The sequence below is a fragment of the Arthrobacter glacialis genome (genome assembly GCF_002909445.1).
GTDB classification, from domain to species: Bacteria; Actinomycetota; Actinomycetes; order Actinomycetales; family Micrococcaceae; genus Specibacter; species Specibacter glacialis.
Genome location: NZ_PPXC01000020.1, coordinates 1 through 20652 on the forward strand (window position 1 = coordinate 1; position 20652 = coordinate 20652).

A 20652-nucleotide genomic window follows, 5' to 3' on the forward strand; every position below is an offset into this window, starting at 1 on the left:
CCGTCGCCGTCAAGCGTCTGGACCAGCGTGGCCCATTCATCCGCCGAGATCGTCCGGGATGGGCCCACCCACGTCACATTCTTCATGTGGGGGTCATCGGCGAAAGGGTCACTGGCCATCAGCCTGGCGAACTCGGCATCCGCACATCCCCCGTCAGCTGCCTCCGACCAGTGGTCGGGAGCCTGATCCAGAAACGGCTGACCGGCAGGGCTGGAAACCCTGTTGCTGCCGGGCCAATTGACGGTGCCCATACTCCAATTTTAGGCGCTGAACGACTTCAAGGGAAGACTTTTTAGAACATATATTCGATTTATAATCCGCAGGGAGATGGAAGTAATGGACGTTGGCCCGAACTGACGTGGAACTGTAGTGGTGGTGTCGGCAGCATCTCACTGGAATCGCAAGTCGACTGCAGCCACGCAACGCGGAGCTGCCATTGTGTGACGCTGCCGGTGCCTCAGTTGGCCTAAACTGGGACGAACTTTGCTTCGAGTATTTGGGGACACACAATCCATGCCATTTTCTGTCAACCACAGACCGTTGTTGCTGGCCGTGTTGGCAGTGTCGTTGAGCTCGTGCAGCATTTTGCCGGCGCGGGTTGCCTCCAGCCCGCCACCTCCGCCGCCACCTGAGTCCTCGCTCGGGGAGCCTGTCCCGGCGCTGGACCCTGCGGGCATTCCGGGAGCCTTGCCGGAATCCCTGCGCACGGGCACCGCCACTCCCGTGTCGGCCCGCTGGGTCTATCTCAGTGGAGCGGAGTCATACAACAACCGGTTGGATGCCGGCCTGTTGGGACTGTTTGACCACAACGCTGGTGGGCGCTACGACCCGTCCGTGCCCGACCCGGCAGTACCGCTGATGGACAGGGGCCTCAAACTAGACCACGCGATCATTGCGACAGGCGACGCGATGGTTGGAACACGAATGACCCGGTGGCAAGTGGACCGCGGAACCGAGTCCCTTGTTTCGGTCACCACTGAATTCACCAACTTGTCTACCGGGGAAATCCTGCCAGGAGCAGCGCTGATTTCCAGCGACAGCAACGAAAAGATCCGACAACTCCTGGGCGAAGCAATTGCTGCGGAGACAAAATCTTCGGCACCCTCTGACAACTCTCCAACTACCAGCGCCACGCCAGCATCAACGGCACCGGCTTCAAGCGCGCCGGCCGCCGTACCTCCGCCGGTCCAAGCATTGCTCAGTGGTGCGGCGTTTAGCCCCGTCGGTGATTTGGTGGTGCCCCTGACCATCGACCCCACAAACGGTGCCCCGCTAACTGACCCGGTGACTGTCCACATCACAGCCAAGTCCAGCACACGGCTACTTTCGGATCTTGGCAGTCGGATGCAGCAACTCGCCACGGCGCCACGGCCGCTGACGCCACTGACACTTGCTGCGGCAGGGCAAGAGCACGTCAACTGCGATGTTGTGCCGTGTGCCGCTTTGACCTACGACGACGGACCCAACGAGCAAACGAAACGTCTATTGGGTGTCCTTGCCTCCCGAAAAATCCATGCCACGTTTTTTCAACAAGGGATCTACGTTGCAACGCACCCGCAAATTTCTGCCGCTGCTGCGGCGGACGGTCATGTGCTTGCCAATCACACCATGCGCCACCCGGATCTAACGAAGCTTTCCGCAGCCGGCGTCAGGGAGGAGATTCAGGGCACCTCCGCCATTATCAACAAGATGGCCGGGGTGGCCCCGGCGTATCTACGCCCCCCATATGGCGCCAGCAACGCACGGGTCAACACCAATGCTGGGCTGCCCCTGATTAACTGGTCGGTAGATTCCCTGGACTGGCAGTCCCGAAACAAGGACATCTTTGTTCCCAAGATTCTCAAGCTCGTGAAGCCCGGGGCGATCATCCTCCAGCACGACATCCATGCGTCCACAGTTGATGGGCAAGATCAGCTGATCACTAGCTTGCAGGGAATGGGTTACCACCTGGTGACAGTCCCGCAACTCTTCCACGGCATTGAACTCCAAAACGGTCGCGCCTATTTCTGCCGCGGCACAGTGTCCCCGTGCACACCGGGCCGGTAGTCGGGTTCACACGGCAGCTAGCCACGCCGGTGCCAACAGTATGAACCCCACCTAGACACCGTCCCGCCTGGCAGGCGTCAAGGACATGTCAAAATCGCTCGGAACCGAGCAAACTGCCACGCCATCCACTTGAGCTTCGGACGGCGAATCAACAGACCTGCCACGAATCTTCAGGATCATGAATCCACAAGAACATTCGTCGGGGCAGGGCACCGAAGCGGTGCTAGTCGGGGTATGGCCGCTGGCGTTGCCGTTTCGTGGCGGATCGTTGCTGTTTGGTGGCCATGTGCCGCAGCTTTGAACCGCGACTGGACTTTGTGGGGCGGCGCGGAGCGGCTGCCGGGGCGAGGCCAGCTGCAATGATTTGGGCCAGCTTCGCCAGCGCGATCTCGCGATTGCGTAATTGGGAGCGCTGCTCCGACGCGGCCACCGTGACGGTTGAACCAACCAGCCGACGATCCAGCCGGGTGAGCAGCAACTCCCGTTGTTCATCCGAAAGTGCGGCTGACTCAGCAACATTCCATGAGAGTTCGGCCCGGCTGTCCGAGGTGTTCACATGCTGGCCGCCGGGACCCGACGACCGTGAGAACCGCCAGCTGAGCTCCTGTGCCGGGATCGTGAGCGCGGGTGAAACTTCGAGGTCCATGGTTCAAGTCTTGCACGGGGTGTCCGTTGGCGGCGCGAGGCTTCAATTCAGCCCAGGTCAAGCCGCATCAACACGCGCGGGAAACCGTTGAGGACAGAGTTGGTGTCAGCTGTCTTGGTGAAGCCGGCGCTCTCGAACAGCTTGCGGGTGCCCACGTAGGCCATGGTCAGATCCACCTTCCGGCCCTGATTATCCACCGGGTATCCCTCAAGTGCGGGAGCGCCTTGTCCCCTGGCAAAGTCGACGGCGCCTGCCAGCAGACTGTGTGAAATGCCCTTACCCCGGTGCCCGGGCCGCACCCGGATGCACCACACAGACCACACGTCCACGGAATCCACGTGCGGAATCTTTCGGTTCCGGGCAAACCCAGTGCCGGCCCGTGGCTGCACACCGGCCCACCCAACTACCTCGTCGCCGTCGTAGGCCAACACCCCGGGCGGCGGATCCTGGCGGCACAATTGCTCCACAAGTTCACCGCGAGCGGGCCCCCGCAGGGCCACGTTGTCCCTGGACGGAATGCGGTAGCTCAGGCACCAGCAAACGTTGGCATCGGGGCGTTTGGGGCCCACCATTGTCTTGACATCCTCGAACGTTGTTGCCGGGCGGACGCTGATCTTCATGAATTCACTCTCGCACCAAGATCCGGTACTGACAATGCACCCGGTCAGCTTGCCCGCCCCGGCCTGTGGTGGCTAGAGGCGGAGTTCGTACAGAATGGTGTCGCGCCATTGCCCGGCCCAAGGGCCGTGGCTCATCAAGGCTATGCGTTCGCGGCGGCCAATCTCCCGAAAGCCCGCCTTGGAGTGGAGCGCGCGGCTGGGCAGGTTCTCAACGAAAATCCCGGACTGAACAGTCCAGTACCCATTCTCACGGGCCCTGCCGATCAGCTCGTGGAGCAGGAGGGTGGCGATGCCGCGACCGCCATGCTCTGGATCAACATAGATGGAGTGCTCCACGACGCCCCGGTAGGATTCCCGTGTGGAAGTAGATGCTGCGGCAGCCCAGCCAACGACAGCACCATCGGAGTCCTCCGCCACCAGGCACAGCTCGGGCTTGCGAGAAGCGAAGAAGTCAGACTCGGCGGGGACCCGTGCCTCAAACGTGGCATTGCCTGTGGCGATTCCGTGAGCGTAGATGCGTTCCACCGCAGCCCAATCACTGCTGGCCATGAGGCGGATCTGCATGCCAGATCGTCCCGATGCTGTCATAGTGCCGTGATCATGGCGGCGGCGCGTTCCAGGGCACCGGGAACCAGGGAGTAGTACGCCCAGGTGCCGCGCTTCTCACGCTCCAGGAGTCCGGCGTCAACCAAAATCTTCAGGTGGTGGGAGACGGTGGGCTGGCCCAGGTCCAACGGTTCCGTAAGGTCACACACACAGGCTTCGCCGCCGTCGCCAGCCTTGACGATTGAAAGCAGCCGCAGCCGGTTCGGATCCGAGAGTGCCTTAAGTATCCGGGCAGATTCTTGGGCAGCCTCGGCGTTGAGCACGGACTGTCCGCCGGGTTCGCAGCAGAGTAGTTCGGTGGGTGTCTCGACCGTTAATGCAGTGTTCATGTAACCATTATGCCCATAGATTGACAATTGTCGATATAGGGGTCAATACTTTCTGTATCGACAATCATCAATCTTATGTTAGACCGGCTAGGAGCTTTGTGAGTACCAAGAGCATCACCCCTTCCATTCCCGGGGAGGCTGCCGTCGTCGGCAAACTCTCCACTCTGGACCGGTTCCTGCCGGTCTGGATCATCGCAGCCATGGTCATTGGCCTCTTGTTGGGCAAGTTCATTCCGGGTTTGAACAGCGCTCTGGATGCGGTAAAAGTCGGATCGGTGTCACTGCCCATCGCCATTGGCTTGCTGGTCATGATGTACCCGGTACTGGCAAAGGTTCGCTACAACGAAACCGGCAAAGTCATGGCCGATCGCAAGTTGTTAATCACCTCGCTGATCATCAACTGGGTAGCGGCACCGGCCTTCATGTTCGCGCTGGCGTGGATCTTTGTTCCCGACCTGCCCGAATACCGCACGGGCTTGATCATTGTTGGCCTGGCCCGTTGCATTGCCATGGTCATGATCTGGAACGATCTGGCCTGCGGTGACCGCGAAGCCGCCACCGTTTTGGTGTTGATCAACTCGGTGTTCCAGGTTTTCGCCTTCGGCGCCCTGGGCTGGTTCTACCTCCAGGTGCTCCCGGGCTGGCTGGGACTTCCGACGACGTCCGCTGACTTCTCCTTCTGGGCCATCACCGCCTCGGTGCTGATCTTCCTCGGCATCCCGCTGCTGGCAGGATTCCTGACCCGCGCGATCGGTGAGAAGGTCAAGGGCCGGGAGTGGTATGAGGGCAAGTTCCTGCCCAAGCTCGGCCCGTGGGCACTGTATGGCCTGCTGTTCACCATCGTGCTGCTCTTTGCACTCCAGGGTGACTCCATCACTTCCAATCCGCTGGATGTGGCCCGGATTGCCTTGCCACTGCTGGTGTACTTCATCGTCGTCTTCGGTGCCAGCATGATGATCGGCCGGGCCCTGAAGTTGGGATACGCGAAAACCACCACGCTTGCATTCACCGCCTCCGGCAACAACTTTGAGCTCGCCATCGCCGTAGCGATCGGAACCTTCGGCGTCACCAGCGGCCAAGCCCTGGCTGGCGTCGTCGGGCCGCTGATTGAGGTGCCAGTCCTAGTTGCCCTTGTCTACGTCGCCTTGTGGGCGCGCAAACGATTCTTCACCAACTAACCCCCACTACTTAAGGAGCATGAACTCATGAGCACCACCGAAACCACCAAAAAGCCCTCCGTTCTGTTCGTCTGCGTGCACAACGCCGGACGCTCCCAGATGGCTGCCGCCTACCTCACCACCCTCTCCAACGGGGCCATTGAGGTCCGCTCCGCCGGGTCCCAGCCGGCAGCCTCGGTCAACCCGGCTGCCGTGGAGGCCATGGCTGAAGAGGGCATCGACATGTCCACCGAGATCCCCAAGATCCTCACCACAGAAGCAGTCAAGGAATCCGACGTCGTCATCACCATGGGCTGTGGCGACACCTGCCCCTTCTTCCCCGGCAAGCGATACGAGGACTGGGAACTCGAAGATCCGGCAGGGCAGGGTGTGGACTCAGTCCGCCCCATCCGAGACGACATCAAAGCCCGCATTCAGGCCCTCATCGCCGACCTCCTGCCCGCAAGCTAGAAAAGGATCCTGTCATGACAGAACAGCTCCTCATCATTGGCTCCGGCCCCGCCGGGTACACGGCCGCAATCTACGCCGCCCGAGCTGGATTATCCCCGCTGGTCATAGCCGGTGCCGTCACTGCGGGAGGTGCGCTGATGAACACCACAGAGGTGGAGAACTTCCCGGGCTTCCCGGCCGGCATTCAAGGCCCCGAGCTCATGGACGGTCTGCAGGAGCAGGCCGAGAAGTTCGGCGCCCGCATCATCTTCGATGACGTCACCTCCACCACCCTCACCGGTCACCTCAAAAGCGTGACGACAGCTGCAGGAGACAGCTTTGAGGCCCCGGCCATTATTCTGGCCACTGGATCCGCCTATAAGGAACTTGGACTGCCCGAGGAGAAGAAGTTTTCCGGCCACGGCGTCTCCTGGTGTGCCACCTGCGATGGGTTCTTCTTCCGTGAACAAGACATCATCGTCGTCGGTGGTGGGGATTCCGCCATGGAGGAAGCCACCTTCCTGACTCGGTTCGCCAAGTCTGTCACCGTGATCGTGCGCCGCGGGGAACTGCGGGCTTCGAAGATCATGGCCCAGCGCGCCAAGGACAACCCAAAAATCCGTTTCGCCTACAACTCGGCCATCACAGCCATTCACGGCGAAATGAAGGTCAGCAGTGTGACTGTGGAGGACACCGTCACCGGGGAATCCCGCGAACTGGCTGCCACCGGCGTCTTCGTGGCCATTGGTCATGTGCCGCGGACCGAACTGGTTGTGGGACAAGTCGATTTGGATGATGAAGGGTACATTCGGGTCGATGCGCCGACCACTGTCACGAACCTCACCGGTGTCTTTGCTTGCGGGGACGCTGTGGATCACCGCTACCGCCAAGCGATCACCGCCGCCGGGACCGGCTGCGCCGCCGCCCTGGATGCAGAACGCTACCTAGCCGCCTTGGACGATGCAGACAGTATCGCCACCGCCTTGGTGGAAGAATCAGCCCACGCCTAAGCGACTCCACAGCACCACAGCAACCTGATACTTATCATCACGAGGAGAACCACGGACATGACGAATCAATTACGCGACCTGCCAGTTGCCATCATCGGAGCCGGCCCGGTAGGTCTGGCCACGGCCGCGAACCTCATCGAACGTGGCCTCACTCCGCTCATCTTTGAAAAGGGCGAGGCAGTGGGTACGGCCATTAGCAAGTGGGGGCACATCCGCCTGTTCTCTTCGTGGGAACACAACATTGACCCGGCCTCCCGGCGCCTGCTCGAGCACACCGGTTGGCGCGAACCCCGATTGACTTCTTTGCCCTTCGGAGCCGAGCTCGTGGAACAGTACCTGAATCCGCTAGCCGCTGTCCCGGCCATCAGTGCTGCTCTGCAGACCTCTTCCACCGTGACAGCTGTGAGCCGGGTTGGCATGGACAAGACCCACTCCCGTGGCCGTGACGAGCGGCCGTTCCTGGTGCGCGTCCAAACCGTAGACGGGACAGTAACCGACCACCACGTGCGCGCCGTGGTTGACACATCGGGCACGTGGGCGGACCCCAACCCCCTGGGTCAAGCCGGCCTCCCGGCGCCCGGTGAGGCTGAAGCCATCGCGGCCAGGCTCATCACCGAGCCGTTGCCGGATGTCACTGGGGCTGACCGAGCCCGATTCACTGGCAGACATGTCCTGGTCATCGGTGCTGGCCACTCGGCAGCCAACACTCTGTTGTCGCTGGGCCAGCTGGCCAAGAATGAACCGGGCACCCGGATCAGCTGGGCCGTCCGCGGCCCCGATGCCTCGCGCCTCTACGGTGGCGGAGACTTGGACGGCCTGCCGGCCCGCGGTCAGCTCGGCACCCGGCTACGTAAACTCGTTGAAGACGGACACATCGAACTGCACACCTCCTTCACGACTCTCTCCTTCACTGTCGGTCAGAGACTGGCCGTCACCGGCGCTACCCCGGACGGGGACGTGACCCTGGAGGTAGATCTGCTGATCCCCGCCACCGGGTTCCGCCCCGACCTGGACATCCTGCGCGAGATCCGCCTGGAACTGGATCCTGCCGTGGAAGCACCCCGAGATCTGGGACCTTTGATCGACCCGGAATTCCACTCCTGCGGCACAGTTCCCGCCCACGGCGCCAAGGTCCTGGCGCACCCGGACAAGGACTTCTACATTGCCGGGATGAAGTCCTACGGCCGCGCCCCCACCTTCCTGCTCGCCACCGGCTACGAGCAGGTCCGCTCCATTGTCGCCGCACTGGCCGGAGACCAGAATGCGGCCGATCAGGTTCACCTCGAGCTGCCAGAAACCGGTGTCTGCTCCACAGACCTCGGCGGCAGTTGCGACGCCCCCGCCGAAGACAACCAGGAGCAGGACGCTGCGTCATCATCGTGCTGTGCAACACCGGAACCGGTTTTGATCGGAATTCCCACCGGCCTGGCTCACGGCCGAACCGCCACCATCGCGGAGTAAGCCGAGGAAGCGGCCATGACCAATACAAAGCAGTGCCGTCGCCCGGTCTATGCTGGTAAGCGGTATCTTGATTGGAAGATCTTGACTAGAAGATCGAAGATTGTCCATACGTAAAGGCTAGGAAGGTGTCATTGTGAGCGATCACGCAGGCAAGGCAAGTTTTAGTGGTTCCCCCGTCGTCGTCGGAGTCATACCCGATCAGAATCCAGTGGTGTGGGTGAAGGCCCTGGAATTGGCGCACAGCCTAAATGCTCCACTGATTGCGGCGTTCGTGGACCCGGCCAGCTCCCGGATCGAATGGGCCCCAGGGGACTTTGTCCTGCCAAATGCGGTGAACACTGCGGTTGAGCCGGAGGAGGAAACCTCCATTGCGGCGGCGGAGCTGAAGGAAAACCTTGCAGCCGGTGCAGCCAACCATGCCACGGCGTGGTCCTTGCGAATCATCGGCGGTGACCCGGCCCTGGCGATTGGCCGACTGGCTGCTGCCGTGAAAGCCTCCACCATTGTTGTGGGTGCCAGACGACCGGGAATCATTGCCAAAGTTGATGATCTTGTCTCTGGCTCGATGTTCCACCACCTCATGACCACCCAAACCGTCCCGGTACTGGGTATCCCGTCCCCGGACGCACAATGACCAGCAAACCAGGCGTCCTGTTCGTATGCGTCAAGAACGGCGGAAAGTCCCAAATGGCCGGCGGACTCATGCGCCACCTCACCAAAGATGCCGTCACCGTTTACACCGCCGGGACCAAACCCGGCTCGTCCCTGAACTCCCAATCAGTGGAATCCCTGGTGGAATTGGGGATTGACATGGGCGCAGAACACACCAAGCCCATCACCCCCGACATGCTGGGGGACGTCAGCTTGATAGTTACCCTCGGCAGCGAGGCCGTCGTGGACCCGGTTCCCGGAATCGAAATTCGCAACTGGGACACCGATGAACCCTCTGAACGGGGGATCGAGGGGATGGAACGGATGCGCCTGGTCCGGGACGACATCAGCATCAGGGTAAGCCTCCTGGCCCAGGAAATGCTTGGGAGTGTGGGTAGCTAGTCCAGATTGATGCCGGCGGTGACGATGTCATCGAGGCCCATGACGGAGGTGATCGCCACGGGCTTCGACGGACGTGAGATGGCCAGTGCGTCCACAACTCGTGCCGCCAACACCCCCGTGGCGCTGGACTGATTGCTGCCCCAAGCCCGGCGGGTTTGGCCCGTCCTTCTGTTGGTCGCCACAATTGACCAGTCCTCGCTGCCCATCGGCGGAACCATGGTGATGAGCCGCCGGGCAGCGGGAAAGCGGGCCACGGCGCCCAGTGCCCAGGTGGCAGCGGGGGAGTCCAGGGCAAAGTAGTTGCGCACGCGGATGCTCGAGGAGTTGCCAAGGAGCAGGTGATCCGGAAAATCCGCCCTCAGGTAGCCGCGGGTTCGACCACCGTCGTGGAAAGTACGACGCTCACGCAGGTTCATGACGGGATGGTTTTCCACCGGGTTCACCAGCGGGGCCCCGATGAGCCTCTGGGTCCATTCCACTGCCGCCGGCCCGTGCTTCTCGCCGGCTCCGAGCATGAGCGCCACGTCCACGTCGTCGCCAGGCTCTTTGTCCAAGGACGCCGCCATGAGAGTGCTGAGGCCCGGAGCCAAGCCCGCCCCAAGAATCATGGACGCCTGGGGTGACTCTGAGCGCAGCTGGGCAAGGTAACCGGCACTGGCGCTGATGTCAACGAGTGTGGCCTGTGAAAGGGCCGTCCCCAACGCCGGGTTTTCCACGCCGGAGGCGTTGACTACGACGTCGTGCAGCTGGCTTGCGCGCTGCAGCTCACCCAAGTCGCTGCCACCAGCGTCAAAGCGCAGCCATCCATCGGCCGGGGTTCGCCCTGCCCGCGTGACCTCGTGGCCGGCAGCCACCAGAGCGGTGTGGAGATGCCTGCCAACGGCACCCCGGGCACCAAGCAGGAGAACCCGCACTGGTGGCGCCTTTGGGTCGTTGCCAGGGCTAGCCGGGTGCTGATCGTTGTCCATGAATCTCCAAATGTTTAGTTGGTAATTCTCCGACGATAGACGCCACCAGCCGTATTTGCAACTAAACAGTTGGGAGTTGGGCTAAGCTGAAACCATGGCTTGGGATACGGCGCGAACTCGGACACTGTTGCTCGATGCTGCCACGGAGCAGTTCGCGCAGAAGGGTTTGGCTGGGACGCGGGTTGACGCCGTCGCACGTGATGCGGGTGTCAATAAGGAGCGGATTTACCAGTATTTTGGCAATAAGGAGGGCTTGTTTGATGCTGTCTTGTTGCGAGCCTTGGAGTGTTTCCTCATGGCCGTACCACTGGAGGGTAACGGCATTGCCGCGGTGGGCGAATTCGCAGGGTGTCTCTTCGATGAATACACCGCTCGCCCGCAATTGCCGCGCCTTTTGGCGTGGGAGGGCCTGGAGCGCGGGGATCGTGAAGGCGTGACTGACCCAAGGGCTGGCGCCTGCGCGGAGAATGCGGCGCTCATCCGGGCCGCATGTCCGCAGCTGAGTGGTCCTGAGGCCACGCAGCTTTTACTGTCAATCGTCACGTTGGCCACGGGCTGGTGGGCCCTGCCGCAACTGGGAGAAATCATGTCCGGTGATGGCGTGGACGCCCGGCGTGCCGCCGTCGTCGCACAAGCGTCAGCCATGGCGGCCGGTCCGGGCCAGTAGGCCGCGGACCGACGCACACTAGGGCCGGCCTGGGAGTTAGTCCTCAGATACCGAGATGGTGACGTCGATGTTGCCCCTGGTGGCATTTGAATAGGGGCAGACTTGATGCGCGGCGTCAGCCAAGGCTTGTGCGGCCGCTGTTTCAATGCCCGGCAGCACCACTTCGAGCAGTACGGCGAGCTCAAAGCCGCCCTTGCCATTGGCGCCAATCTGGACCTGGCCGCCCACCGAGGAGTCGGTGATGTCCACCTTCTGGGTGCGCGCCACCAGCTGCAGGGCAGAGTGGAAACACGCAGCGTAGCCGGCGGCGAAGAGCTGCTCGGGGTTGGATCCTTCCCCCATGCCACCCATTTCCTTCGGGACAGACAGGCCCACGTCAATGCGGCCGTCGGAGGAGCGGACATGTCCGTTGCGGCCGGCCCCGGTGGCGAGGGCTTCGGCGGTGTACAGAGAATTCATGAGTTGCCTTTCGGTGCAGAGGAAGATGAGGCATCGAGGGTGCGGCTAGGCGAGTTTGCCAGGTCGTGGGTGGATGCCGTCAAGTGGCGCATGCCTTCGGTGATGCGGTGCAGTTCCTTGACAAGATGATCGGCCTGGTCCTGGCTGTCAAAGCCATAGGCGCCGCGCAGGCCGTGCAGCGCGGTGCGCAGTTCCTGAAGCATCGCCGCGCCGGTAGCAGTGATTTCCACCGTCACCACGCGTTCATCAGGGGACCTGCGCACCCGCGATACCAGCCCCCGCGCATCGAGCCGGCGCAGCAGGGGGGACAGGGTGCCGGAATCGAGATTCATTCTGGCGCCGAGTTCACTGACGCTAATGCCGTCGGCGGAAACGTTGGTCTCCAGCAGCACGATGTACTGCGTGTACGTCAGCTCCCATGGCTCCAAAACCACCCGGTGCGCCTTGGCCACAGCGTTGGACGCTGAATAGATCGCAAAGCAGACCATCGAATCAAGGCTGTACTCATTGTTGGGCATAGCTATAGTGTACACAACTAAATTGCGCACAATGTTGTTGCGTGAAGCGGGGCACCCGAACCCGGCCTCTCGGCGGTCGGCCTATGGTTTTCGCGCTGCCCACACGGTGCGGCTGCCCCGCACTTGCAGGTCAGTCCTGCTGGCCAGTGATTCGGGACCATCGCTGGCCAGCAGGCTGTCCAAGATGGCCAGATCCGCGGCTGTTGCCACGTCGTCCATGGCTGTGCGGATGCGCTCCAGGAACATGCGGGCGTAGCGGGAGGCCAGGTCCGGCGTCGAGTTGCCAACGGCCGTATAACTGCGCTGCTCGACGACGTCGAACCCGGCGCGTTCCAGCCCGGCCCGCCAATCGGGATGGTGATTCCAGCGCATTTGGGCCAGGGCTGCGTGCAGCCTCGCTTCCAGGGCTGCAAGTTCGGTGCCGTCCGCAAGTGTCGCCGCGGAAAGGAAGCAGGGCAGGCCGTCCATTTCAATGACCATCAGCAAGCCACCCGCATTGAGGCCGGCAAACATCTCACCCATGCTCCGTTCGGGGTCGGCAACCTCGTGGAGTGAGGAGGAGGCCCAGATGAGATCGGCGGCCGCAACCTCGGGCCAGGCGTCATCGAGATCGGCAAGAACTGTTGTCACCTGCCCGGTTAGACCATTCTTGCTAGCAGCCTCAAGCGTCTGGCCCAGCATGTCAGCCGACTTGTCCAGGGCAATGATGTGCGCGTTTTCAAAGCGCTGCGCCAGCGCCACGGTGCCCACACCCGAGCCCGATCCGGCATCGATGATGACGCCGGGGGTTGGTGTCAGCTCGACGGCCAGCGCGGTTGCCTGCTCCAAGTAGGTGCCCAGGATCAGGGCGTCCAAAGTCAGCGATTCTGCCAGGCCTGCGCCGTGCGAGTGCCCGTTGTGGTTGTCATGGCCGTGCTGGTGGTGCCCGTGAGTAGTCATGTACTCCACACTAGCCATCCCGTGCGGAAATGGCATAGGCTTTTGCGTATGACGCAAGAACTGGAGATGGACAGTGTTATCCGGCAGCGCATTCGTGGACTGCGGCTGGCCCTTGGCTGGTCGCTGGACAACCTTGCGGCCCGCTGCGGCCTCAGCCCCTCAACGCTGAGCCGCATTGAAACCGGTCACCGCAGAATTGCGCTGGACCAACTGGTGCCAATCGCCCGGGCGCTGGGCACCACGCTGGATGCGCTGGTTGAATCCGGCAGCGATGAGGATGTGGTGATCCGTCCCCAAGCGGGGCATTCCCAGGGTCTCACTGCGTGGATCCTGTCAAGCGAAGACGGCCTGCACGGCAAGACCGTGGCGAAAATGCGCATCACCCCGGAACGGCCCAACGGGGTCGAACAGCGCAGTATTCATGCCGGCCGGGATTGGTTCACTGTGCTCTCCGGGATTGCCAAGCTGGAGCTGGGGGAGCGGACCATCCTTGTCCACCCGGGCGAGGTTGCCGAGTTCTCCACCATGGTCCCGCACTTCATCGGTGCCCACGAAGGTCCCGTGGAAATCCTCACCATTTTCAACCACGATGGCGGGCGGGCCCACCTTCACGCAGGGGATCACGCCGTCGGCCAGGCAGCGCACTGACATTATGTTCCATGAGGGTGAACCACTCCTGATTAGGCTTGATCACCCTGCCGGGTGGACTAGTTCTGCATGAACATATTGGCCACGTAGAACGCAAAGCTCACGACTCCCACCGCAATGCCGGCGATGGCCAGCCCGCGGCCGCGCACCACCCCGGCGCGAATCTCACCGAGTGCCCGCACGCATAAAAACACAGCAGCAACAGCTATGAAGCCGAAAATGGCCATGCTGATGCAGGCCACAACAAAGCCGGCGATGGCTTGCTTGCTGAACGCCGGGCGCAGCGGCTGTTTGACCCCTCCGTTGCTCACGGGTGAACTGGAGGGATTTTGCTGGCTCATGTTTTCGCCTTTCGGGCGGGATGGCGGCGTCTTCAGTCAATTCTGTTGCAGCACACCGGAAAATGTTCGCTAGACACGAACCCTTTTGTAAATATGATCTGTTTGAAATATGATCTGTTTGAAATATGATCTGAAAAACAACACATTCTGAATGCTTTGGAGACAGTCATGGAAATTGGCGCATATAGTTTTGGCGACACCCCGCTCAACGCGGACGGAACGTCTCGCACAACGTCCGAGGCGATCAAGAACCTGTTTGACGCGATTGTCCATGCCGACAACGCCGGACTGGACTACTTTGGTGTGGGGGAGCACCACACTGTGACCATGCCGGCGTCGTCACCCGGGGCCATGCTGGCGGCCGCCGCGGCAGCGACCAACAACATCAAGCTGGGCAGTGCCGCCAGCATCATCAGCACCGACGATCCCGTCCGCGTCTTCCAACAGTTCGCCACCGCCGATGCCATCTCCGGAGGCGGCCGCATTGAAATCACCGCCGGCCGCGGCTCCTCCGTGGAGACCTTCCCGCTCTTTGGCTTCGATCTGCGTGACTACGACCAGCTGTACTCCGAGAAGCTCAATCTGCTGATGACCATCAACAACTCCGGCGATGAAAATGTCACCTGGGAGGGCACCGTCCGGCCCAACATTGGCAACCTGGCCGTGGTGCCGCGCCCCGTTCAAGGGAAACTGCCCCTGTGGATAGCCACTGGCGGCAGCCCGGCGTCGTCCGCCCGAGCAGGAAGCCTGGGTCTCCCCATCTCCTACGGCATCATCGGCGGGGCGCCGCACCGCTTTGCACCGTTGGCCGAGCTCTACAGGAAGTCAGCGGAACAGGCAGGACACACTGGGGATGACATCAAGGTCTCTGTGGCCGTGCTGGGTTTGGTGGCACCCACCAAGAAGGAAGCGCTGGATCGTTTCTACCAGGGCTGGCACAACCTGAACGTTGAAATGGGCCGCCTGCGCGGCTGGCCCGCCCCGGACAAGAGCGCCTACCTGGCCCAGGCGGAAGCACCCGGGGCCTACTATGTTGGCGATCCGGACGAGGTTGCCCGGCGCATTGTTCATCTGCACGGCTACATGGGGCACATGCGCCACTTCCTGCAGACAGACATCGGCGGCCTACCCCACGAGCACCTGCTGGAATCCATCACGCTGCTGGCCACAGAGGTCAAGCCCCGCGTGGAGCGACTGCTGGCCAAAAAATAGGTCCTTGGAGTGGTTCGACGGCGCATCGGGCCCCGTCGGCGCCCCACGGGGCCGGAAGGATGGCCGTTTGCTCTAGTGGCATTGCCCCGGCGGGTGCATGATGGAAGGAGGTAAACGTCAACCAGAACATCCCTGGACCTGTTTGCCTGCCGGCCTGATGACCGGGAACGGACTAAGGAATTGATGGGTCATGGACATGATGGGTTTGGCTGTGGCAATTGGCGTCATTGTTGTTGTGACGGTGATCTTGGGCTTCATTGCCACACATGGGAACAACAAGAAGCACTTTGGCTGAAGCGGACTTATTGATCAGTAGGATCCATGAGTACGCCGGCAAAGTCGATGCCACATGCGGCAGCAGCGCCGCTGTGTCCTCGATAGGGGTAGAAACCCAAATTCCGCTACGTTCGAAGTAGCGAGGTTGTGGTGCTTCCAGTCAATTCTGAGGTGTCTATCATTCTCGTTTCCCTCAGATATGCAATCGATTTCCGGTAACCATGAGTGGCTGAGTACGGCGACCCAACACGTGGGGCTGGTTGGGTCCTACATCATTGGTAGTCGCCCTGAACGTAAAGCTTCGCTTCAGCCCGCCGGCGGTTCACCAGCCCCGGCAATCCGTGATTGGTCCACAGCGCCATTTGGGCGGGTACCAGTTTGTGCTGGCCCAAGTTCACCTTTTTAAGTAGGGTCGAATCTGCGAATGCCTGAGGTCCAACGTTAAACGCAAAGCTCACCAGAGCATCAAACTTATGTTGCGTCAATGGCACGACCACTTCGGCATTGACGCTCCTGACCGCTTTGCTAGCGTCACGGTTGAGGAGGTCCAGCCCTTCCTTGTTGGTAATCCCGTCAAGAAAAATCGGCGGCTCGGATCCATTGCAGCGGCCCAGATGCACCAAATGTCCGTAACCGATGGTGCAGTGGCCTGCGGCGTCGTTGTACAGTCTGCCCCGATATCCCTCCCAGCGTGCAATGAACGCCAAACCAGCCGAGCTGAGCGCGCCATTGGCCATGGCTAAATCGCAAAGTGAACGTGATTGGTGTGGCGACCCCATGCTGAACCCCAAAATGAGGCGGGAACAACTATGCCGTTGTCCACGGAACCGCCCGGGTTGTGGATGAGCTCGGCGAGTTCATCCAGATGGGTTCTCAGCGCCCACGCGACGAATCGCTGCATGTTGGCTTCGGATCCGCTAATGTCCGCGGCCCTGTGGCGGTAGTGGAACGAGCCTTGAGTGTGGACAGCGGTCACCGGACCCCAGCGTTTCGGGGCACCGGGTGCGTCACACTCGCGAACCACCAGCTTAAAATGAGTCTCAGCAAAGGAACACGATCTCACTAGCAGTGAAGCCTGAGAGAAATCTTCCGCAACCATCAGAATTGCCTCATCTGCTGAATTGAAAAACGGTTCCACCAGTCCGCTGTCTTTTCATCTGCTGTACGCCCCAGCCCAAACGGGACGCTCTTTCCACATTTTGCGCAAAACGCGGCGTCGGTGCCCACACGGTGACCCTCGGGGCACATCATTCCACCAATGACGGCAATCCAGGATGCTGCAGCAGGAATTGCAGGCGGATTAGTCACCGCAGGAAGCTGGCTCGCCACGTCGTTCCAAATCTGTCGCGCCTCCTGCCACAAGGGATCTGCAAGTTGTTCCGCTGTGGGGTTCATGGTGACCTGCGGCATGGGTTTGAATGGATGGCGAGAATTCCATTCGCGGCTCAGCCTTTCTGCGAAAGTATCAGCATCCTCCGATGGAAAAAATTTCATTGGAACCTCCCGGTGAATCGAAATCAATGAAATGCAACCAATATCGTGATCGTAGACCCAAAAAGTCCTCAAAGGTAGCCTCAAAATGAATTCCATCAGCGCACCGTCTTGCTGATTTGCTCGAGGATTCAAAAGGCCCCGAGTGGCGCCCCAGGGTGTCCTAACTCATAGGCTGGTCCACATGGTGGATGGGTCTTGCGGATTGCCCATAGAATTGCTGCGTGTTAGATCTCCAGCCCGTTACAGTTTCCATTGCCCGCACGGTTCAGCCCGGGTACCACCGCCAATTTGCCGCATGGGCGCACGCCGGACAAGAGTTGGCGCGCGAGTGGCCCGGCTACCTGGGCTCCGGCTGGGTGCGGACGGGGCCGGACTCGGATGAATGGCATGTCATGTACCGGTTCTCCGATGTGGCCTCGCTGCGCGCCTGGGATGATTCGCACGAGCGCAGCTGGTGGATTGACAGTGCTGGCGGGCTGATGGAAATTACCCGTGTGGAGCACCGCACTGGCATTGAGGGATGGTTCGATCAGCCGGGCGACGTGTCGATCAGCGTGCCGGAAACCGTTGTGCCCCCGCGGTGGAAGCAGGCCGTGAGCATCTTCCTGCCGTTCTTCCCCCTGAGCCTGCTGTCCAACTTCCTGCTGCACCCGATCACCGGACACTGGCCACTACCGTTTGCCGTGCTCCTGAATGTCTGCCTCTTGACGCCCATCATGACGTATCTCCTGCTGCCCCTGAGCACGCGCCTGCTGAAGCCGTGGCTGCACGCACCTCGAAAGGTTCGTGAAGCCCGCTAAGGGGACCTTACTGATGCGCCTGTCCCAAGTCGGCGCTGGGCCAGTAACGCTCCAGTAACGCACGGCGCTGTGAAATAGGAGTGCGGGACCGAAGTCTGCCTGCGGGATTTATCGATTCCATGACTGTTTGTTCAATTCTTCACAGATAAGGAACACGCTATGAACCGGGAATACTTCGCACGGGGGCAGCGGAAAACGGTAGATCGCATTGAGAACGTCGTCGCGATCAAGGTCGCCGCCACGGAGCGCGGATTCAATGCAACCGAAGCCGAGAGTTTCGGGACTGAGGCCGCTGCGGGGCAGCTGGGACTGCCAGAAGACAGTTTGGCGGCTTTCGGCGCCGCGCACTGGGTGTTTGTGGAGCCGTCCGCGGACACGTCCCGATCCCTCGCGGCGTTGGATGATTTTGCTGAGGCGGACGACGCCGGCACCCTAGTCAAGCGGGAAAACGGGCGTTTCGCGATCGTCACCAAGCGCCTGACAGTCCAGCTGGCCGAGGACTACTCCGGGGAAGACGCCGAAGCAATTTTGGCTGAACGCGGCTTGACACTGCTGACGCGGCTGACATTTGCCCCGAATCTCTTTGAGGTGGACACCACGGTCCACGACGACGCGCTGGAAGCCTCTGTTGACCTGCATGAGGATCCACGGTTCACCCTGGCGGAGCCCAGTTTCGTCGAGCATGTGCCGCCGCGCGCCATACCGACTGACCCGCGTTTCGGTGAGCAGTGGCAATGGCGCAATACGGGCCAGGGCGGCGGCACACCGGGGGCCGATGTGCACGCGGAAGAGGCCTGGGACCAGACTTTCGGAGCAGGTATCAGGGTCGCCGTCATCGACAATGGCTTCAACACCGCGCACGAAGACCTCCAGAGCGCCATCGTGGGCGCCTCGGGTGCGTTCAGGACCGCAGGTGCGGGCCCGCCAACCTTCATGCAGGGTGCGGCGGCAATTCCGGCAGGTGACCATGGCACGTTCTGCGCTGGCATGGTCGGTGCCCGCCACAACAACGGCCGGGGCGGTTGCGGCGCGGCTCCGGAGTGTGAGCTCATGCTGGTGGCCTGCCTCGGTGACCAAGTGGGAACTCAGACAACCCTGGCCCGGGCCGTCGCCTATGCCGCGGATCCATCCCGGGAAGTGGCTGGTGCGGATCCGGCCACCGGTGCCGACATTTTGGTCTCGAGCCTTGGCCCCAACGGGGCCGCCTGGGACCTCACTGTTGTCTTGGAGCTTGCCCTCGAATTCGCCGCCGCGAACGGTCGCGGCGGGCGCGGTCTGGCCATCTTCTGGGCAGCCAGCAACGGCAACAACGTCGATGTCATGCAGGACGAGGTGGTCTCCCACGCCGACGTTATTGCTGTGGTCCGGTCCACCAGAATGGATCTGGAAGACAACGCCGCACGCGGACCCGAGGTTGAATTGATCGCACCAGGGGTTGCCGTGGTGAGCACCACAGGTGCCGGTGGCTACGGCCCCAGCACTGGCACCAGTTTTGCAGCCCCCTGCGCGGCTGGCTGCGCTGCCCTTGCGCTGTCCATGAACCCCGATCTGACCCGTGACCAGTTGCGTGCCATCATGCGCGACTCCGCGGACAAGATCGGCGGGGTGGCCTATGACGCCAACGGCCACAATGACGACTACGGATTTGGCAGGGTCAACGCCGCCGCGGCAGTCCAACTGGCGGTTGGCTCGGTGTCCCATGTGAGGGGCAAGGACATTGCCTTGGTGCGCCAGACTCCTGGCTGGGCCAGCATCCCTGTCGCTTTCTCCAACGGCTCCGGTGGCTGGGACATCACCAACGGTGCAGCCCCCACGTTTATTGGGAACTGGGCCAACACCCCGGGAGTGCGCATCGTGACCGGCGACTTCAACGGCAACGGACTCACCGATGTAGCCCTAGTGCGCCAGGCACCGGGCTGGGCCAGCATCCCTGTCGCATTCTCCAACGGTTCCGGTGGTTGGGACATCACCAACGGGGCAGCCCCCACTTTTATTGGGAACTGGGCCAACACCCCGGGTGTGCGCATCGTGACCGGTGACTGCAACGGCAACGGACTCACCGACATCGCCCTGGTCCGCCAAACACCGGGCTGGGCCAGCATCCCTGTCGCATTCGCCAACGGCTCCGGTGGCTGGGACATCACCAACGGGGCAGCCCCCACTTTTATTGGGAACTGGGCGAATACTCCTGGGGTCCGCATCGTGACAGGCGACTTCAACGGCAACGGACTCACCGACATAGCCCTGGTCCGCCAAACCCCCGGCTGGGCCAGCATCCCGATTGCCTTTGCCAACGGCTCTGGTGGTTGGGACATCACCAACGGGGCAGCAGCCACCTTCATTGGGAACTGGGCCAACACCCCGGGTGTGCGCATCGTGGCCGGTGACTTCAATGACAACGGGCTCACCGACATAGCCCTGGTCCGCCAAACCCCCGGCTGGGCCAGCATCCCTGTCGCATTCGCCAACGGCTCTGGTGGTTGGGACATCACCAACGGGGCAGCAGCCACGTTCATCGGAAACTGGGCCAACACCCCCGGGGTAAGACTCACCAACGGAGACTACCGCTAGCCAAGGGCCCGCCGTCGAGTTTCACTGGCACGGGAACAGTCAGCAAGGGAGCATCGATATGAGTGAAGATCCCATCATCCACTTTGAAATTCGTGCGGCCACGCTGGCGGAGATCAAGGAGTTCACCGATGAGATCCAACCGGATCTGGGATGCCGCGCGATCGCCCGGCGGGCGGAGGGCGGATTCGTCATTGATGCCTATCTGCCCGAATCCCGGCTGCAGTCATCGCGGGACGTACGCAGTGCGGCCAACGTTTCCTTGCACGTCCTGGAGAATGCGTCCGAGGTGGGCCGGGCGCGGCAGCAGGAGGTAGGCAGCAGCAACCGGTACGCGGCCAGGGGTGAGATCCCTCGGGGTCTTGGGCGGAAAGAGTAGCGGCC

Annotated in this window: 26 protein-coding genes; 13 read left to right on the top strand and 13 right to left on the bottom strand. The window is 61.7% G+C overall.

The annotated features are described in order from the left end of the window. Window positions 1-251: hypothetical protein (locus CVS27_RS18350; RefSeq protein ID WP_133162990.1), on the bottom strand; the 251-nt coding region annotated here is incomplete at its 3' end. Window positions 252-513: 262 nt separating this feature from the next. Between CVS27_RS18350 and CVS27_RS18355 the strand changes: the two genes are divergently transcribed. Further along, the gene (locus tag CVS27_RS18355) at window positions 514-2046 is read left to right on the top strand and encodes a polysaccharide deacetylase family protein (protein ID WP_103467302.1); all 1533 of its coding nucleotides are present in this window, start codon (window positions 514-516) and stop codon (window positions 2044-2046) included. A gap of 223 nt (window positions 2047-2269) precedes the next feature. On the opposite strand, the gene arfB is transcribed toward CVS27_RS18355, so the two are convergent. From arfB to CVS27_RS18375, 4 genes are all read right to left on the bottom strand, one after another. Next, window positions 2270-2692: an alternative ribosome rescue aminoacyl-tRNA hydrolase ArfB gene (gene arfB / locus CVS27_RS18360; RefSeq protein ID WP_103467303.1), complete on the bottom strand. Its 423-nt coding sequence runs from the start codon at window positions 2690-2692 to the stop codon at window positions 2270-2272. A 47-nt stretch (window positions 2693-2739) separates the two neighbouring features. Next, entirely contained in the window at window positions 2740-3312 is a 573-nt protein-coding gene (locus CVS27_RS18365; RefSeq protein WP_103467304.1) for a GNAT family N-acetyltransferase, read from the bottom strand. A 72-nt stretch (window positions 3313-3384) separates the two neighbouring features. Next, complete coding sequence (locus CVS27_RS18370) at window positions 3385-3861, bottom strand: GNAT family N-acetyltransferase (RefSeq protein WP_103467348.1); 477 nt, start codon at window positions 3859-3861, stop codon at window positions 3385-3387. 35 nt (window positions 3862-3896) lie between these two features. Next, window positions 3897-4247 carry an ArsR/SmtB family transcription factor gene (locus CVS27_RS18375; RefSeq protein WP_103467349.1) on the bottom strand — a complete coding sequence of 117 codons (351 nt, stop codon included), beginning with the start codon at window positions 4245-4247 and terminating at the stop codon, window positions 3897-3899. Window positions 4248-4345: 98 nt separating this feature from the next. Between CVS27_RS18375 and arsB the strand changes: the two genes are divergently transcribed. From arsB to CVS27_RS18405, 6 genes are all read left to right on the top strand, one after another. Continuing rightward, complete coding sequence (gene arsB / locus CVS27_RS18380) at window positions 4346-5425, top strand: ACR3 family arsenite efflux transporter (RefSeq protein ID WP_279325076.1); 1080 nt, start codon at window positions 4346-4348, stop codon at window positions 5423-5425. Window positions 5426-5452: 27 nt separating this feature from the next. After that, window positions 5453-5875 carry an arsenate reductase ArsC gene (locus tag CVS27_RS18385; RefSeq protein ID WP_103467306.1) on the top strand — a complete coding sequence of 141 codons (423 nt, stop codon included), beginning with the start codon at window positions 5453-5455 and terminating at the stop codon, window positions 5873-5875. 14 nt (window positions 5876-5889) lie between these two features. Next, entirely contained in the window at window positions 5890-6864 is a 975-nt protein-coding gene (gene trxB / locus CVS27_RS18390; protein WP_103467307.1) for a thioredoxin-disulfide reductase, read from the top strand. Between the two features lie 57 nt (window positions 6865-6921). Further along, window positions 6922-8325, top strand: coding sequence for an FAD-dependent oxidoreductase (locus CVS27_RS18395; RefSeq protein ID WP_103467308.1), 1404 nt, complete (start codon window positions 6922-6924; stop codon window positions 8323-8325). A 133-nt stretch (window positions 8326-8458) separates the two neighbouring features. Then, entirely contained in the window at window positions 8459-8959 is a 501-nt protein-coding gene (locus CVS27_RS18400; RefSeq protein ID WP_165788165.1) for a universal stress protein, read from the top strand. Beyond that, window positions 8956-9378 (top strand): arsenate-mycothiol transferase ArsC, encoded by a 423-nt coding sequence (locus tag CVS27_RS18405; protein ID WP_103467310.1) that lies wholly within the window; start codon window positions 8956-8958, stop codon window positions 9376-9378. The genes CVS27_RS18400 and CVS27_RS18405 overlap by 4 nt, the downstream gene beginning before the upstream one ends. Here the strand turns inward: CVS27_RS18405 and CVS27_RS18410 are convergent. Then, a complete protein-coding gene (locus tag CVS27_RS18410) occupies window positions 9375-10292 on the bottom strand; it encodes an NAD(P)-dependent oxidoreductase (RefSeq protein ID WP_133162991.1) in 918 nt (305 codons plus the stop codon). The two genes, CVS27_RS18405 and CVS27_RS18410, sit on opposite strands and share 4 nt — an antisense overlap. 148 nt (window positions 10293-10440) lie before the next feature. Between CVS27_RS18410 and CVS27_RS18415 the strand changes: the two genes are divergently transcribed. Next, a complete protein-coding gene (locus tag CVS27_RS18415) occupies window positions 10441-11013 on the top strand; it encodes a TetR/AcrR family transcriptional regulator (RefSeq protein ID WP_103467312.1) in 573 nt (190 codons plus the stop codon). A 36-nt stretch (window positions 11014-11049) separates the two neighbouring features. On the opposite strand, the gene CVS27_RS18420 is transcribed toward CVS27_RS18415, so the two are convergent. The 3 genes from CVS27_RS18420 to CVS27_RS18430 all read right to left on the bottom strand — a co-directional run bounded on the left by CVS27_RS18420 (window position 11050) and on the right by CVS27_RS18430 (window position 12929). Continuing rightward, window positions 11050-11472: an organic hydroperoxide resistance protein gene (locus CVS27_RS18420; protein ID WP_103467313.1), complete on the bottom strand. Its 423-nt coding sequence runs from the start codon at window positions 11470-11472 to the stop codon at window positions 11050-11052. Continuing rightward, the gene (locus CVS27_RS18425; RefSeq protein ID WP_103467314.1) at window positions 11469-11990 is read right to left on the bottom strand and encodes a MarR family winged helix-turn-helix transcriptional regulator; all 522 of its coding nucleotides are present in this window, start codon (window positions 11988-11990) and stop codon (window positions 11469-11471) included. Before CVS27_RS18425 ends, CVS27_RS18420 begins: the two co-directional genes overlap by 4 nt. Before the next feature lie 81 nt (window positions 11991-12071). Next, on the bottom strand, window positions 12072-12929 hold the full coding sequence (locus tag CVS27_RS18430; RefSeq protein WP_207767565.1) for a class I SAM-dependent methyltransferase: 858 nt from the start codon (window positions 12927-12929) through the stop codon (window positions 12072-12074). Between the two features lie 48 nt (window positions 12930-12977). Here CVS27_RS18430 and CVS27_RS18435 point away from each other — a divergent pair, with 48 nt between their 5' ends. After that, a complete protein-coding gene (locus tag CVS27_RS18435; protein WP_103467316.1) occupies window positions 12978-13577 on the top strand; it encodes a helix-turn-helix transcriptional regulator in 600 nt (199 codons plus the stop codon). Between the two features lie 59 nt (window positions 13578-13636). On the opposite strand, the gene CVS27_RS18440 is transcribed toward CVS27_RS18435, so the two are convergent. Beyond that, on the bottom strand, window positions 13637-13918 hold the full coding sequence (locus CVS27_RS18440) for a DUF4190 domain-containing protein (RefSeq protein WP_103467317.1): 282 nt from the start codon (window positions 13916-13918) through the stop codon (window positions 13637-13639). A 168-nt stretch (window positions 13919-14086) separates the two neighbouring features. Here CVS27_RS18440 and CVS27_RS18445 point away from each other — a divergent pair, with 168 nt between their 5' ends. After that, window positions 14087-15130, top strand: coding sequence for an LLM class flavin-dependent oxidoreductase (locus CVS27_RS18445; protein ID WP_103467318.1), 1044 nt, complete (start codon window positions 14087-14089; stop codon window positions 15128-15130). Between the two features lie 548 nt (window positions 15131-15678). Here CVS27_RS18445 and CVS27_RS18450 read toward each other — a convergent pair. From CVS27_RS18450 to CVS27_RS20600, 3 genes are all read right to left on the bottom strand, one after another. Then, window positions 15679-16143, bottom strand: a complete 465-nt coding sequence (locus CVS27_RS18450; protein WP_165788166.1) for a lysozyme — start codon at window positions 16141-16143, stop codon at window positions 15679-15681. Window positions 16144-16145: 2 nt separating this feature from the next. Continuing rightward, window positions 16146-16382, bottom strand: a complete 237-nt coding sequence (locus CVS27_RS20945; protein WP_165788167.1) for a hypothetical protein — start codon at window positions 16380-16382, stop codon at window positions 16146-16148. Between the two features lie 122 nt (window positions 16383-16504). Next, entirely contained in the window at window positions 16505-16996 is a 492-nt protein-coding gene (locus tag CVS27_RS20600; RefSeq protein ID WP_133162992.1) for a hypothetical protein, read from the bottom strand. A gap of 125 nt (window positions 16997-17121) precedes the next feature. On the opposite strand from CVS27_RS20600, the gene CVS27_RS18465 reads away from it, so the two are divergent. The 3 genes from CVS27_RS18465 to CVS27_RS18475 all read left to right on the top strand — a co-directional run bounded on the left by CVS27_RS18465 (window position 17122) and on the right by CVS27_RS18475 (window position 20647). Further along, complete coding sequence (locus CVS27_RS18465; RefSeq protein ID WP_103467322.1) at window positions 17122-17700, top strand: antibiotic biosynthesis monooxygenase; 579 nt, start codon at window positions 17122-17124, stop codon at window positions 17698-17700. A 159-nt stretch (window positions 17701-17859) separates the two neighbouring features. Continuing rightward, entirely contained in the window at window positions 17860-20271 is a 2412-nt protein-coding gene (locus CVS27_RS21515) for a S8 family peptidase (protein WP_103467323.1), read from the top strand. A 58-nt stretch (window positions 20272-20329) separates the two neighbouring features. Next, on the top strand, window positions 20330-20647 hold the full coding sequence (locus CVS27_RS18475) for a hypothetical protein (RefSeq protein ID WP_103467324.1): 318 nt from the start codon (window positions 20330-20332) through the stop codon (window positions 20645-20647). Window positions 20648-20652: the final 5 nt, after the last annotated feature.

What these genes read in the sequence shown, in the direction of transcription:
- CVS27_RS18355 (WP_103467302.1), top strand. Translation starts at nt 514, where the DNA reads ATGCCATTTTCTGTCAACCACAGACCGTTGTTGCTGGCCGTGTTGGCA.
- arfB (WP_103467303.1), bottom strand. Translation starts at nt 2,692, where the DNA reads ATGGACCTCGAAGTTTCACCCGCGCTCACGATCCCGGCACAGGAGCTC.
- CVS27_RS18365 (WP_103467304.1), bottom strand. Translation starts at nt 3,312, where the DNA reads ATGAAGATCAGCGTCCGCCCGGCAACAACGTTCGAGGATGTCAAGACA.
- CVS27_RS18370 (WP_103467348.1), bottom strand. Translation starts at nt 3,861, where the DNA reads ATGGCCAGCAGTGATTGGGCTGCGGTGGAACGCATCTACGCTCACGGA.
- CVS27_RS18375 (WP_103467349.1), bottom strand. Translation starts at nt 4,247, where the DNA reads ATGAACACTGCATTAACGGTCGAGACACCCACCGAACTACTCTGCTGC.
- CVS27_RS18385 (WP_103467306.1), top strand. Translation starts at nt 5,453, where the DNA reads ATGAGCACCACCGAAACCACCAAAAAGCCCTCCGTTCTGTTCGTCTGC.
- trxB (WP_103467307.1), top strand. Translation starts at nt 5,890, where the DNA reads ATGACAGAACAGCTCCTCATCATTGGCTCCGGCCCCGCCGGGTACACG.
- CVS27_RS18395 (WP_103467308.1), top strand. Translation starts at nt 6,922, where the DNA reads ATGACGAATCAATTACGCGACCTGCCAGTTGCCATCATCGGAGCCGGC.
- CVS27_RS18405 (WP_103467310.1), top strand. Translation starts at nt 8,956, where the DNA reads ATGACCAGCAAACCAGGCGTCCTGTTCGTATGCGTCAAGAACGGCGGA.
- CVS27_RS18415 (WP_103467312.1), top strand. Translation starts at nt 10,441, where the DNA reads ATGGCTTGGGATACGGCGCGAACTCGGACACTGTTGCTCGATGCTGCC.
- CVS27_RS18420 (WP_103467313.1), bottom strand. Translation starts at nt 11,472, where the DNA reads ATGAATTCTCTGTACACCGCCGAAGCCCTCGCCACCGGGGCCGGCCGC.
- CVS27_RS18425 (WP_103467314.1), bottom strand. Translation starts at nt 11,990, where the DNA reads ATGCCCAACAATGAGTACAGCCTTGATTCGATGGTCTGCTTTGCGATC.
- CVS27_RS18430 (WP_207767565.1), bottom strand. Translation starts at nt 12,929, where the DNA reads ATGACTACTCACGGGCACCACCAGCACGGCCATGACAACCACAACGGG.
- CVS27_RS18435 (WP_103467316.1), top strand. Translation starts at nt 12,978, where the DNA reads ATGACGCAAGAACTGGAGATGGACAGTGTTATCCGGCAGCGCATTCGT.
- CVS27_RS18440 (WP_103467317.1), bottom strand. Translation starts at nt 13,918, where the DNA reads ATGAGCCAGCAAAATCCCTCCAGTTCACCCGTGAGCAACGGAGGGGTC.
- CVS27_RS18445 (WP_103467318.1), top strand. Translation starts at nt 14,087, where the DNA reads ATGGAAATTGGCGCATATAGTTTTGGCGACACCCCGCTCAACGCGGAC.
- CVS27_RS18450 (WP_165788166.1), bottom strand. Translation starts at nt 16,143, where the DNA reads ATGGCCAATGGCGCGCTCAGCTCGGCTGGTTTGGCGTTCATTGCACGC.
- CVS27_RS20600 (WP_133162992.1), bottom strand. Translation starts at nt 16,996, where the DNA reads ATGGAATTCATTTTGAGGCTACCTTTGAGGACTTTTTGGGTCTACGAT.
- CVS27_RS21515 (WP_103467323.1), top strand. Translation starts at nt 17,860, where the DNA reads ATGAACCGGGAATACTTCGCACGGGGGCAGCGGAAAACGGTAGATCGC.
- CVS27_RS18475 (WP_103467324.1), top strand. Translation starts at nt 20,330, where the DNA reads ATGAGTGAAGATCCCATCATCCACTTTGAAATTCGTGCGGCCACGCTG.